The 13414-nt window shown below is 73.5% G+C and carries 9 protein-coding genes; 1 reads left to right on the forward strand and 8 read right to left on the reverse strand.

The window, feature by feature from the left end; translation table 11 throughout:
• Positions 1–149 precede the first annotated feature (149 nt).
• From FKD65_RS25095 to FKD65_RS25105, 3 genes are all read right to left on the reverse strand, one after another.
• On the reverse strand, positions 150–1808 hold the full coding sequence (locus FKD65_RS25095; RefSeq protein ID WP_141579805.1) for a catalase: 1659 nt from the start codon (positions 1806–1808) through the stop codon (positions 150–152).
• Positions 1809–1933: 125 nt separating this feature from the next.
• Complete coding sequence (locus tag FKD65_RS25100; RefSeq protein WP_141579806.1) at positions 1934–3391, reverse strand: methionine--tRNA ligase; 1458 nt, start codon at positions 3389–3391, stop codon at positions 1934–1936.
• A gap of 196 nt (positions 3392–3587) precedes the next feature.
• Positions 3588–5537 (reverse strand): AfsR/SARP family transcriptional regulator, encoded by a 1950-nt coding sequence (locus tag FKD65_RS25105; protein WP_141579807.1) that lies wholly within the window; start codon positions 5535–5537, stop codon positions 3588–3590.
• 57 nt (positions 5538–5594) lie between these two features.
• Between FKD65_RS25105 and FKD65_RS25110 the strand changes: the two genes are divergently transcribed.
• On the forward strand, positions 5595–6458 hold the full coding sequence (locus tag FKD65_RS25110) for an alpha/beta fold hydrolase (RefSeq protein ID WP_141579808.1): 864 nt from the start codon (positions 5595–5597) through the stop codon (positions 6456–6458).
• Positions 6459–6481: 23 nt separating this feature from the next.
• Here the strand turns inward: FKD65_RS25110 and FKD65_RS46315 are convergent, their stop codons facing one another.
• The 5 genes from FKD65_RS46315 to FKD65_RS46320 all read right to left on the reverse strand — a co-directional run bounded on the left by FKD65_RS46315 (position 6482) and on the right by FKD65_RS46320 (position 13401).
• A complete protein-coding gene (locus FKD65_RS46315) occupies positions 6482–6610 on the reverse strand; it encodes a hypothetical protein (protein ID WP_302931549.1) in 129 nt (42 codons plus the stop codon).
• 82 nt (positions 6611–6692) lie between these two features.
• Positions 6693–7472, reverse strand: coding sequence for an N-acetylmuramoyl-L-alanine amidase (locus FKD65_RS25115; RefSeq protein WP_141579809.1), 780 nt, complete (start codon positions 7470–7472; stop codon positions 6693–6695).
• A 122-nt stretch (positions 7473–7594) separates the two neighbouring features.
• On the reverse strand, positions 7595–8266 hold the full coding sequence (locus FKD65_RS25120) for a triacylglycerol lipase (protein ID WP_240809589.1): 672 nt from the start codon (positions 8264–8266) through the stop codon (positions 7595–7597).
• Between the two features lie 119 nt (positions 8267–8385).
• Positions 8386–10500, reverse strand: a complete 2115-nt coding sequence (locus FKD65_RS25125) for an MMPL family transporter (protein WP_141579811.1) — start codon at positions 10498–10500, stop codon at positions 8386–8388.
• A 150-nt stretch (positions 10501–10650) separates the two neighbouring features.
• A complete protein-coding gene (locus FKD65_RS46320) occupies positions 10651–13401 on the reverse strand; it encodes an AAA family ATPase (RefSeq protein ID WP_141579812.1) in 2751 nt (916 codons plus the stop codon).
• Between the last annotated feature and the right edge of the window lie 13 nt (positions 13402–13414).

The raw sequence follows: 13414 nt of genomic DNA on the forward strand, positions 1-13414 counted from the left end.
CGGCCACGCGCGCGAACGCGTGACCGGCCCGGTGGAGCGAAGCCGGAGGCGAGCGGAACCGGGCAGATCGCGAAGCGATGCCGCGTTCGCCCAGGCACGGTCACGTAGCGAGCCGCTAGGCGAGCGAAGTGGGCCGGGACTGTTGAAACTCAGCGGCGTCGGACGGCTCTCTCGTTGGAGACGCAGTGCGTCATCTTCAGGCCCTCGACGTCCCGCGAGCCGTTCTGGCCGAGGTTCTTCAGTCGCTGCTGGTCCTCGTCGGTGAGGTCCTGCCCGGGCAGCGGGCCGACGTGCCTGACGTCGTCGGGCGCGATGCCGAGCCCCTCGCCGACGCGCAGCCCGAGGTCGTCTTCGACGAGCAGGAAGTGCCACACCATGCGCTCCTGGACGGCCCGCGCGCACTGCGAGATCTGCTCGATGAAGTTGCGCACCAGGTCGTCGCGCTCCCACTCCTCCATCAGCAGGTAGCGCTGGCCCGCCTGCTCGTAGTCGTTCGCGCGGGCGATGCGCTTGCGGGTGAGCCGTCCCGTGATCTCCGGGCCCTGCTCGTCGTGCGTCGGGTACTCGGCCTCGCGCAGACCGCCGGTGATGGACGGCTCGTAGTTCACGTGCGGGTTCGCCCCGGCGGCGTCCACGTGGTAGGTCATCTGCCCGTCGCGCTGGTTCGTCCGCACGTGGGCGCCCTTTGCTCGGTTGACGGGCAGTTGGAGGTAGTTCGGACCCACGCGGTGGCGCTGGGTGTCGCTGTAGGAGAACGTCCGCCCGACGAGCATCTTGTCGTCAGAGAAGTCGAGGCCGTCGACCAGGACGCCGGTACCGAACGAGATCTGCTCGCTCTCGGCGAAGACGTCCTCCACGTTGCGGTCGAGGACGATCCGCCCGACCGGCTTCGGCGGGAAGTCGTTCTCCGGCCACACCTTCGTGTCGTCCAAGGGGTCGAAGTCCAGCTCCGGGTGCTCGTGGTCGTCCATCATCTGCACGACCAGCTCCCATTCCGGGAAGTCGCCGCGGTCGATGGCGTCCTGCAGGTCCTTCGTCGCGTGCCCGAGGTCGCCGGCCTGCACGGCCGCCGCGTCCTCGGCCGTCATGCTGCGCACGCCCTGCTTCGGCATCCAGTGGTACTTCACGAGCTTGGTCTCGCCCGCCTGGTTCACCCACTTGTAGGTGTTCACGCCGAAGCCCTGCATGTGCCGGTAGTCGGCCGGGATCCCGCGCGGGCTGAACAGGTTGACGAGCATGTGCATCGCCTCCGGCGTCTGCGACATGAAGTCGAAGATGCGCGCCGGCTCCTGCCGGAACGTCACCGGGTCGGGCTTGAGCGCGTGGATGACGTCGGGGAACTTGATGGCGTCCCTGATGAAGAAGACCGCCAGGTTGTTGCCGACGAGGTCCCAGTTGCCCTCCTCGGTGTAGAACTTGATGGCGAACCCGCGCGGGTCGCGGGCCGTCTCCGCCGAGTCGCGCCCGCCGATGACCGTGGAGAACCGCAGCGCGATCGGGGTGCGCTTGCCCTCCCCCTGGAACAGGGCGGCGCGGGTGTAGGCGGAGACGGGTTCGTCGCCCCACTTCCCGTACGACTCGAAGAACCCGTACGCCGTCACGCCGCGCGCGTGGACGACCCGCTCCGGGATGCGCTCCCGGTCGAAGTGGCTGATCTTCTCCAGGAACTGGTAGTTCTCCAGGGTGGCCGGGCCGCGGGAGCCGACCGTCCGCTGGTTCTGGTTGTCGTAGACCGGGTGGCCCTGCCGGTTGGTCAGCACCGGACGGTCGTCCCCCGGCTGTGGCCCCAAGTGCGCAACGTCCGTCACGGCGCCTGTCTCCTCTCGTCGTTCTCGCTGGCGCCGTACCCGGCGGGGGAATGGCGAAGGTCCGCGTCAGGTAAACGCTGCGAAAGGGGCCCGGGGCTTCACCGGCCCCCGGGCCCCTCGTCCGGTCAGCGGAGGCGCGGGAAGAGCGGCTCCGGCCGGGGGAGCCGCCGGCCCGCGCACTGCCGCCGGACGCGGGCCGCCGCGTCCGGAAGGAACGGTTCCAGCAGGTCACCGGCCGCCCGGCAGGCGTCCACCAGCCCGGCGAGGACGGCGTCCAGGTGCGGATCGCCGGCCTTCGCGAGCTCCCATGGGCGGACGCGGTTGACGAAGCGGTTGGCCTCGTCCACGACCTGCCAGACCGCCCCGGTCGCCCGGCGGAAGTCGAAGTCGGCCAGCGCCGCGTCCACGGACGCCGGAGCCTCCTCGCACACCGCGGCGAGCTCGGGGACCTCGCCGACCGGGACGACCCCGTCCCGGTACCGGTGCACCATGGAGACGACCCGCTGCACGAGGTTGCCGAGGCCGTTGGCCAGCTCGTCGTCGGCCCGCGCGACCAGCCGCTCGGTGGTGAAGTCGGCGTCGCCCGACCTCGGGACCTCCCGCAGCAGCCACCACCGCACCGCGTCCACGCCGAACTCCCGGACCAGCTCCACGGGGTCGACGGTCACGCCCGCGGACTTGCTGATCTTCCGTCCGCCGACCGTGAGGTAGCCGTGCACGAGCACCTCGTCCGGCAGCGGCAGCCCGGCGGACAGCAGCATCGCCGGCCAGTACACGGCGTGGAACCTCACGACGCCCTTCCCGACGAGGTGGACGCGGCGCGCGTCCCCGGCCCACCACCGCCGGTAGTCCTCGCCGTCGTGCCCGTAGCCGAGGGCCGTGACGTAGTTGCCCAGCGCGTCCCACCACACGTAGACGGTCTGGCCGGGGTCGCCGGGCACTGGAATCCCCCAGCCCCGGGCGCGTTCGGTGGACCGCGAGACGGAGAAGTCCTCCAGCCCGCCCGCGATGAAGGAGAGGACCTCGTTGCGCCGTTCGGCGGGCTCGATCCGGAGCCTTCCGGAGGAGATCAGGTCGTGCAGCCGGTCGGCGTACCGCGAGAGCCGGAAGAACCAGTTCTCCTCGGATATCCGCTGCGGGACCCTCCGATGGTCGGGACAGCGGCCGTCGACCAGTTCCGCCTCCGCGTAGAACTGCTCGCAGCCGACGCAGTACAGGCCCTCATAATGGCGGCGGTACAGGTCCCCCGACTCGGCGCAGGCGCGCCACAACCGCTCGACGCCCGCCGGATGCCTCGGGTCCCGGCTGGTGCGGATGAAGTCGTCGAACGACAGCGACAGCGGCTCGGCCAGGCCGACGAACTCCTCAGCCAGGCCGTCCACGAACTCCTGCACGCCGACGCCCGCGGCCTCTGCGGCGAGGACACTGTTCAGCGAGTTGTCGTCCGTGCCCGCCTGGAGCCTGACCTTCCCGCTCCGTCGGAAGTGCCGCGCGAGGACGTCAGCCTGGACGAGCTCCAACGCGAATCCCAGATGCGGGCGGGCGTTGACGTACGGAATGGTCGTGGTGAGATAAACGTCCATGGGAACCTCCGAAAGGGAACGGAGCCCCAAAAGAAAAGAGGCCCCGCGCACAGGGCCTCGGAAACGTCCAGCGTCAGCGACCCCGCGAGCGGGGCATCATCACCTGTCCACTGGAAGTCGTCATGCGCCCACCTTAACCGACGAACGGTGGCGAGGCTCGGCGGTTATCCGAAAATGGCGGGCGCCTGCGTGAGGGTTATTCGCCGAGGGCGGCGGCGAGTTCGTCCAGGTGGCGGGAGACCGGGCCCAGGGTGAGCAGCCCGCTCTGCGCGCCCGCAAGCTCACCCGCGGCCGGGGCGAGGGCGGCGTGCGCGCGCCGCATCGCCTCCCGGTCGTCGACGGCGATGGCGGCCTGCGCGGTGAGGCACCACAGGGCCTCTAGCAGGAGGTCCCGAGGCGGGTCGGGGACGTCCCGCACCGCCGAGGCGGCCTCGCCGTGAAGGCCGCGGGCCAGTAGCACCAAGGGACGCGCCCAGGGTTCGTACGGCCCCCAGTCGGCGGGCTCGGTCTGCGCGGGCCGCCCGTGCTGAACGCGCAGGCAGAGGAGGGCGAGCGGTGGCAGACCACCCTCAAGGCCGGGCATCCCGCACCCCCGCATGTGTCCGGCGGCGCGCCGGTAGGCGGCCTCCGCCTCCTCGAACGACGCCCCGCCGGACGCGGTGAGCCGCAGTGCCCGGTACCACGTCGTGAACACCCCGACCAGCGGACGCTCGTGCCGCTCGGCCAGGCGGTCGGCGGCGGCCGCGTGCCGGTCGGCCGCGCCGAAGTCTCCGAGCGCGCCGCGGGCCTGGAGCCGGACGAGGTGCCCGAGCACCTCGTAGCTCGAAAGGCCGCCCCGCTCCGCCAAATCCACCAGTTCGGCGCCGATCCCGTCCCGGCGCGGCGCCAGCCACGCCCGGTCGAACGCCTGCATGAACGCGCCGTTCAGCGCGAAGGCCAGCAGGGCCGGATCGTCCAGGTCGCGGGCGATCCGCTCCGCCTCCCGCGCCGCCTCGCGTCCCCGGTCGTCCCGGGCGCCGCGCGACTCCAGCGCGATCGTGGCCAGGAGCCGGGCCCGCGCGGCCTCGTGCCCGTGCGGCAGCCCGGCGAGGGCGCGCTCCGCCGCCGCGACCACCCCGGCCGCCTGGCGCGGGTCGTCCGACCGGGTCCAGATCGCCGGGACGTCGAACGCGCCGATCACCCGGGCGGTCAGCTCCGCGTCGCCCAGCTCCTCCGCCGCCGTGATCGCCGCGAGGCGCTGCTCGCGGGCCGCCTCCAGCCCGCCGGCGCCGGTCACCGCGAGGTTCCGCAGGAGGCCGACCGTCGACTCCAGCCGGGCGCGCGATCCGGACGCCACAGTGCGGTCGTATGCCTCGGCCGCCTGCGCCCACACACGCGACGCAGCATCCTTGGACGGCTCCAGGTGGCCGGCCTGGCGGAGGATGTCCTCCTCTAGGCGGCGCAGGGCCGGGCTGGGGTCCAACCCCATCTGCTCGACCAGAAGGGTGCGCGCCCGCTGGAGCACGGCCAGTGCGTCAGCCTGGCGCCCCGCCCGGTACAGGGCCAGGGCCAGCAGACGCCACGCGTCCTCGCGCCAGGGATGCTCGGCGACGTGCGCGTCCAGGTCAGGCACCGCCTCGGCGGCCAGGCCCCGCGCGAGCCGGGCCTCGGCCCTCCGCTCGACGGCGCGCAGCCGCAGCTCCGCCAGCCTGGAGTGCTCCGCCCGCGCCCACGGCTCGTCGGCGAACTCGGCGTAGGCGGGCCCGCGCCACCAGCCGAGCGCCTCGTCCAGCGCGCCCGCCAGCTCGGCGGGCGGGCGGTCCGAGGCCACGACCCGCTCGAACCGCCAGGCGTCCACGGCGTCCGGCCCGGCGCGCAGCGCGTAGCCCGGCCCCTCGGTGACCAGCAGCCGGGGCGGCGTCCGCGGCGCACGGTCCGGTTCGAGGACGCGCCGCAGGGCCGCCACGAAGGTGCGGACGGCCCCGACCGCGTCCGGCGGCGGGTCGGCCCACAGGTCGTCCACGATCCGGGACACCGGGACCACGCGGCCGCGCGCGATGATCAGACGGGCCAGGACGGCGCGGTGCCGCGGCCCCTTGAGTGCGATCGCGCCGCCGGCCCCGTCCCAGGCGGTCACCGGCCCGAGCACCCCGAACAGGACCTCCACGCACCCCACGGTATAGCGCTCATCGGATGCTCATCCGCGCGCGGCAGCCTGGACGGCATGCCAACGATCAGCGATTTCGACTACAGGCGCGTCCCCGTGGCGGAGGGCGTTTCCCTCAACGCGGCGGTCGGCGGATCGGGCTCCCCGATCGTCCTGCTGCACGGCTTCCCGCAGACCCACCTGATGTGGCGGCACGTCGCCCGCGACCTCGCCGCCGACCACACGGTCGTCGTCCCCGACCTGCGGGGGTACGGCGAGAGCGACAAACCGTCCGACGGCTACTCCAAGCGGACCATGGCCGCCGACATCGTCGCCCTGGCCCGGGCCCTCGGCCACGACCGCTTCGCCCTCGCCGGGCACGACCGCGGCGCGCTCGTCGCGTTCCGCGCCGGCCTCGACCACCCCGAGACGATCACCCGTCTGGCCTGCCTGGACGTCCTGCCGACCCTGGACATGTGGGACGTCATGCACGGCGTCTCGGCCGCCGTGGGCTTCCACCTGTACCTGATGGCGCAGCCGCCCGGCCTGCCCGAGCAGTTGATCGCCGGGGCTCCGGACGCCTTCTTCGGCCACTTCCTCGACATGTGGGCGAACGACCCCTCCGCGATCCCGCCCGACGTCCGCGCCGCGTACCTGGACGCCTGCCGCGCCGCGATCCCCTCGATCGTCGCCGACTACCGCGCGTCCGCGGGCGTCGACGTTGACCACGACCAGGCGGACCGCGACGCTGGGAACCGCCTGCGGATGCCCGTCACCGTCCTCCAGCAGGACTGGGGCGCGGCCCTGGGCTACGACGCCGCCGGGGTGTGGGGGGCCTGGGCCGGCGACCTCCGGCACGAGACCGTCACCTGCGGCCACTTCATGGCGGAGGAGGCACCCGCGGAGGTGGCGAAACACCTCAGGGCGCTCCTGGACCGCTAGACGGCGAGACGTGCGGGCGGCCGCTACCAGAAGGGCGGGCCGCCCTGCGTCGCCGCCCACACCCACAGGTAGATGATGAAACCGGTCGCGACCAGCCCCAGCAGGAGTTCCCAGTTGAGCGGCGACGCGCTCCGTCCACGCCTTCGGCTCATGGCGATCGTCCGTTCGTCCGGTGTGCTTCGTCGTGACTGACCTAGCCGGAGGCGTCCCGGACAATCCCAGCGGCGGGCAAACTCAGCGGAGGTACTTCTCGAAGCCCCTCGCCAGGGACTCGGCCATGCGCTGCCTGAACGCGGCACTCGACATCCTGGCCGCGTCCCCCGCGTTCTTCATGTTCCCGCACTCGATGAACACGGCCGGGACGGTGGACATGTTCAGCCCGCCGAGATCGCTCCGCCGGTCGAGGCCGTCCTCGCCGAGGTAATTCGCGAAGGGTATGCCCGTCCCTGCCCGGTAGGCGTCGCGGATCGCCGTTCCCAGGCGGGCGGACGGGCCGACGATCCCTTTGTTCTCGCCCACGGGCAGCGGCAGGATGACGTGGAACCCGTGCTTGGACGACGGCGCCCCGTCGCCGTGGATCGACAGCACCGCGTCGGCGCGGGCGCGGTTCCCGATCGCCGCGCGCTCGTTCACGCAGGGCCCGACCCCGGCGTCCCCGTCGCGCGTCAACCGCACCTTGGCGCCCTTGGCCCTCAGTGCCTTCGCCAGCCGGGTCGACACGTCCCAGGTGAAGGCGTGCTCGGCATAACCGCTCCCGGTGGCGGTGCCGGTCGTGTTGCAGGGCTTGTAGCCGTTCCCGACCCAGACCTTCCTGTTGATCGCTTCCGGATGGGCCGCGTTCCCCCCGTTGTGCCCGGGATCGAGCACGATGACCTTTCCGCGGAGCCCGAGCCCGCCGGAGCCGCCCTTCGCGGACGGCGCGGTCCCGCCGCTCGCGGCGGCCGAGCCGTGGCAGGTGACCAGTCCCAAGCACACCAGCCCGGCGGCCAGCGGCCTCCACGCATGCTTCTCCACAGGTCCGCCTCCGCTCGACTCCGGCCTTCCACCGGACTTCCTGCACCCGTCGCCGTGGCGCTAAACGGAACGGGCGGGAGGTCGTCCCTCCCGCCCGTTCTGTCCGGTACCAGCGCCGGTGCTCAGCTCTTGGTGAACTGGGCGATCACGCCGAGGACCACCGCGTCGGCCAGGTAGCCGAGGTGGGTCTGGCAGGCCACGTAGTGGTTGTTCGCGCCGTCAAGGCGGGTGCTGGTGTAGGGGATGATGATGCCGTCGCAGGGCGAGTACCAGGTGGCGTACTGCGTGCTACCGGGCGTCTCGTCCCCCGCGCTGATCTGCTGGATGAACGTCGAACCGGGGAGCATCTGCCGGCACGTCTCGAAGACCGTGCAGGCGGTGGCGTACGTCGTCCCGTGGTTGGCGCCCGCGATCGACGCCAGGTGCGCCACGTTCGGGTTCCCGTTCAGGACCTTCAGGTAGTACTGGCTGACCAGGCCGCCCATGGAGTGGTTGACGATGTCGACCTGGGAGGCCCCGGTCCGCGACTTCACCTGGTTCACGTACGACGCGAGCCCCGCCGCGTTCTGCTTGTTGTCGCCGTAGGAGTTGTACTCGTAGGCGAACAGCTGGTCGCTGCTGTAGCCCGCGGCCCGGAACACCGACATCGCGGTGACCCAGTTGGACGCGTTGCCGGTGTACCCGTGCACGAACACCACCGGCCGCGGCCCAGCCGCCTGCGCCGGCGCGAGACCGGCTCCGAACGCCGCCAGCGCCGCGATCAACGCGGCGAGGGAACCGAGAAGCCTTCGCATGGAACCTCCAGGGGTGGGACGAGCCATCGCCCGGAGTCTGAACCCCGCCGTTCCGGCGGGCATCGGCGAAATCACCGGCCTTCGCTCAGGCCGCGCCGGGGCCGGACACCGGGGCGCGGTCAGGCGCCCAGGTTCGGCAGGAAGCGGGCCAGGGGGCGGGGGAGCCACCAGTTGGCGTCGCCCACCAGGACCATCAGCGACGGGACGAGCACGAGCCGCACGATCGTCGCGTCCAGGATGACGCTGAACGCCAGGCCCACGGCGAGCATCTTGATGGTCACGTCGGGCGTCACGGTGAAGCCCAGGAACACCAGCGTCATGATCAGCGCGGCGCTGGAGATGACGCGCCCGGTGATGGCGAGGCCCGCGCCGACGGACTCGGTGTTGTCGCGGGAGACCCTCCACGCCTCCGCGATGCGGGAGAGCAGGAAGATCTCGTAGTCCATGGACAGCCCGAAGACGATGGCGAACATCATCATCGGCACGAAGGACTCGATCGGCACGGGCCCGGGCAGGCCGAGCAGCCCGTCCCCCCACCCCCACTGGAACGCCGCGACCAGCGCGCCGTAGGACGCCGCGGTCGTGAGCAGGTTGAGCAGGACGGCCTTGAGCGGCACCAGCAGGCTCCGGAACACGACCATCAGCAGCAGGAACGCCGCGACGAGCACGATCCCGATGATGATCGGCAACCGGGCCTCGACGGTGTCGCGGAAGTCGAACTGGCCCGCGAGGGCGCCGGTGACGTAGGCCTTGGCGCCCGTGCCGGCGAGGGCGTCCGGCAGCGTGCGCTCGGTCAGCGCCGTGTACAGCTCGCCGGTCGCCGAGGTCTGCGGACCGGTGGCCGGCGTTACGGTCGTGACCAGGATCCTCCCGGCCAGGCCCGGCGCGGGCGGGGTGAAGGAGGCGACCCCCCGCGTGTCCCGGAGGGCGCGGTCGAGGTCCCCGGTGATCTGCCCGGTGGACGCGGTCGCGCGGCGCCCGTCGACCACGACGGTGAAGGTGCCGTTCGCGCCGGGCCCGAACCCCGGCCCGCTCGCGCCGGCGATCCAGTCGTAGGCCGTGCGGGTCGTGCTGCCGACCGGGTCGGCCCCCTCGTCGACGTGCCCCAGCCGGATCGAGAACAGCGGCACCGCCATCAGCGCCAGCAGCCCGGCCCCCGCGACCAGGAAGGGCCACGGGTGCCGCGAGACGAGGGTGGCGTAGCGGAGCCAGCCGTCCCGCATGCCGGAGGACTCGGCGACGGGTCGCCGCACCCGGAACCGGTCGATGCGGTGCCCGAGCAGCGTCAGCGCGGCCGGGGTCAGCGTCAGGGCCGCGGCGGACGCGACGGCGACCCCGACGGCCCCCGCGAAGCCGAGCTTGCCGATGAAGGTCAGCCCGGCCGCGTACAGGCTGAGCAGCGCCACCGCCACGGTGATCGCCGCGACCAGCACCGCGTGCCCGGCGGTCGCGGTGGCGCGCACGGCCGCCTCCCGGGGGCTCCCGCCGTCCATCAGGTCCTGCCGGAACCGCGTGGTCAGGAACAGCGCGTAGTCGATCCCGACGCCCAGCGCGATCATGATCGCCAGCCCCGACGCCGAGGTCCCGAACGTGACCACGCCCGCGATCATGCCGAGGATGCCGATGCCCGCCCCCACCCCGACGAGCGCGCTGCCGACCGGCAGGAGGGCGGCTAGGACGCTGCCGAACATGAAGAGCAGGACCAGCAGGGCGGAGCCGAACCCGACCACCTCGCCTATGGTCTGGTCGGGCGGCGGCCGGACGACCTGGTCCAGACCGCCGCCGTACGCGACACCGACACCGTCCGCGCGGGCGGGCTCGGTGGCCTGGTCCAGCCGGCGGGTGTAGGGGTTCCCGAGGGTCGTCAGGTCCACGTCGAAGGACACGACCGTGTAGGCGGTGCGGCCGTCCGCGCTGGTCACGAGGCCCGACGCGGTGATGACGTGCGGCAGCGCCTTCAGATCGGCGATGGTCCGGGCGATCGGCCCCCGGTGGTCGGCGAGCGTGCCGGAGCCGACGTGGAACACGACCTTCCCGGTCGGCCACGCGGCCGCCGGATCGGTCGTCCTGAGCAGGTGCGCCCCGATGGCCGACGGGGTCTCCGGCAGGCTGACCTCGTCGTCGTACTTGGCGTGCACGGCCTTCTGCCCGCCCAGTGCCCCGACCACCACCACGAGCCAGGCCACGAGCACCCACACCGGGTGTCGCGCGCAGAACGCCCCGAGGCGGGCCATCGCAGAGCCGACCGGCGCAGCCGAAGCCAAAGAACCCCCAGAAAGCCGACGGACCTACCCGCAGTCATGCCGCCCCCCTCGCGCGCTAGTCGTGACCGGCGCGTTCTTGGACGATCGCTGCACGTCCCATGACCTCGGAGGGGGCGCCCGTCAGCGCTCGCCCTCGACCAGGAGGCCGCCCGGGGCGGAGCCGCGCTGGAGCTGCTTGCGCGAGGTGATGCCGAGCTTTCCGAACGTCTTGCGCAGGTGCCACTCGACGGTGCGCGGGCTGATGAACAGCCGGGCCCCGATCTCCGGATTGGTCAGGCCCTCCCGGACGAGCCGGACGATCTGCGCCTCCTGCGGCGTGAGCTCGCTCGCGGCCTCACCGGGGCGCCTGCGGACGCTCTCACCCGTGGCCACCAGCTCGCGGGCCGCCCGCTTGGCGAAGGCCTCCATCCCCATCACGGTGAACGACTCGTGGGCGGTCCTGAGCTCCTCGCGCGCGTCCCGCCTGCGGCGCTCGCGGCGCAGCCACTCGCCGTACAGGAGGTGGGCGCGGGCCAACTCGCCGCGCACACCCGTCCGCCCGAGCAGCTCGATCGCCTCGCGGTGACGGTCCTCAGCCGCCGAACCGCTGCTCAGCAGGGCCTGCGAGCGCGCGTGGACGCCGAGCGCCCAGTCGGTCCCGGCCGGGACCGTCACCTCGGCGAGGCGCCGGAGCGCCGCGGCGGCCCGTTCGGGCGCACCGCTCAGGGCCGCCGCCTCGATGTACTCCACCAGCGCCCACGGCGCGGACCCCACGTCCGCCGGGCGGTCCTCCCCGGCTTCGGGGACCGCCGCCAGCGCCTCCTCGTGGTGACCGAGACCGTTCGCCAGCAGGGCCGCTGCCCAGGCGCCGACGGTCAGCCCGTTCCCCTCGCCCCGCCGGGCCGCCTCCGCCGCGACCGTCCCGCTCAGCGCCGCGCCCTCGGCCCCGCGGCCTCGCCAGGCCGTCACCAGCAGCGCGCCGTAGGGCGGCGCGGGGCTCCCGATCGCCTCGGAGAGCGTCGCGACCTCCTCGACCAGTCCCTCGGCGTTCGCCAGGTCGCCCGCGAACACCTCCACCGCGACCCGCTGGGTCAGCGCGAGGGGCAGCGCCGTGGTCTGCCCGCACTCCCTCGCGAGCCGGACGTGCCGGGCGGCGAGCACGTCCCACGTCTCCAGATCCCACAGCGCCGCGGCCATGACCCCGGCCGGCCAGAGCCAGCGCAGCCCGTCCTCCTCCGGCAGACCGGGACCGCGGAAGATCCGCATCGCGGCCTCCAGCGCCGGCACCCCGGCGGCGAGGCCCTCGGTGATCCGCAGGACCATGCCGTCCAGGAGGAGGTCGGCCGGTCGCGGCGGCTCGGGCGGCGGCGGCGCGGACCGCGCGGCCTCCGCCTCGACCTCCCCGGCGGCCCCGCCGTCCGGCCGCCCCGCGAAAAGCGCCGCGCTGACCGCCTCCAGGTACGTCTCGCGCGCCAGCGCCGGGTCCTGCGGGGCCAGCCGCCGGGCTGCGTCGAGCAGCATGCGCGGGGCCTCGCGGCCGCGGTCCGTCGTGAAGGCGATCTGGGCACGCAGCAGCTCCACCTGGGCGCGCCGCCCCTGGTCGAGCGGGGCGGCCTCCGCGACCGACAGCAGCCTGAGGGCGGTGTCCGGGGACCCGGCCTGGTGCGTCGCCCGCGCGGCGGCCAGCGCGCGCTGCTGCCGCCGGACGTGGTCGGGCGTCAGCTCCACCGCCCGCGCGAGGAACGCCGCCGCCGCGGCCAGCCCGCCCCGCGCCCGCGCCCGCCCGGCCGAACGCTCCAGCTCCGCCGCGATCTCCTCGTCCGGCGCCTCCGCCCCCTGCGCCGCATGCCACACGCGACGTTCGGGCTCGTGCTCCGGATCGGTGACCTCGGCCAGCACGCGGTGCGTGGCGCGCCGGTCCTCAGGCGACGCCGACCAGTACACGGCCGACCGCACCAGCGGATGCCGGAAGCGCACCCGGTCGTCGATCTCGACGAGCCGCGCCTCGACGGCCGGCGACGCCGCCCCGATCCCGATCCCGAGCCGGTCGGCCGCCTGCCACAGCAGGACCGGCCGCCCGCCCGGCTCCGCCGCCGCGACCAGCAGCAGCCGCCGCGTGCGCTCCGGCAGCTCCTCCACCCGCCGCTGGTAGGAGACCTGGAGCCTGCTTGCGAGCGCCCCGATGTCCGGCACCCCGTAGCCGCCCGCGAGGTACTTCAGCGTCGCTTCCTTGGGCAGCTCCAGCAGGGCCAGCGGGTTGCCCCGCGTCTCGGCCACGAACCGCTCGAGCACCCGCTCGTCCATCGTGCCCGGCATGGAGGTGCGGACCAGTTCCCGCGCGTCCTCGTCCGACAGGCCCGTGACCGCCATCTCGGGCAGCCCCGCCAGCTCGTCCCCAGGCTCCCTGGCGGCGAAGACCAGCGCGACCGACTCCGCGCGCAGCCTCCGGGCGGCGAACGCCAGCGCCTGCACCGAGGCCTGGTCGAGCCACTGGACGTCGTCCACCAGGCAGAGGATCGGGCGCTCCCGGGCGGCCTCGGCGAGCAGGCCCAGGGCGGCCAGGCCCACCAGGAAGCGGTCGGGCGCGCGACCGGAACTCAGCCCGAGCGCGGCGTGCAGTGCCTCGCGCTGGGGAGCGGGGAGCGCCGCGAGCCCGTCCGAAAGGGGGGTGCAGAGCCGGTGGAGGCCCGCGAAGGCCAATTCCGTCTCGGACGGAACACCCGTGATGCGCACCGTCCGCATGCCGGGCGCCCGCTCGGCCAGGTACTCCAGCAGGGCCGTCTTGCCCACGCCGTGCTCGCCGTGCAGCACCAGGGCCCGGCTCTCCCCGCCGCGGACCCTTTTCAGCAGCGTGTCCAGCTCCGCGCACTCGCCGCGTCGTCCTCGTAGCACCCGGTGCCCATCC

Source organism: Actinomadura sp. WMMA1423, from assembly GCF_006547145.1.
Lineage (GTDB): Bacteria > Actinomycetota > Actinomycetes > Streptosporangiales > Streptosporangiaceae > Spirillospora.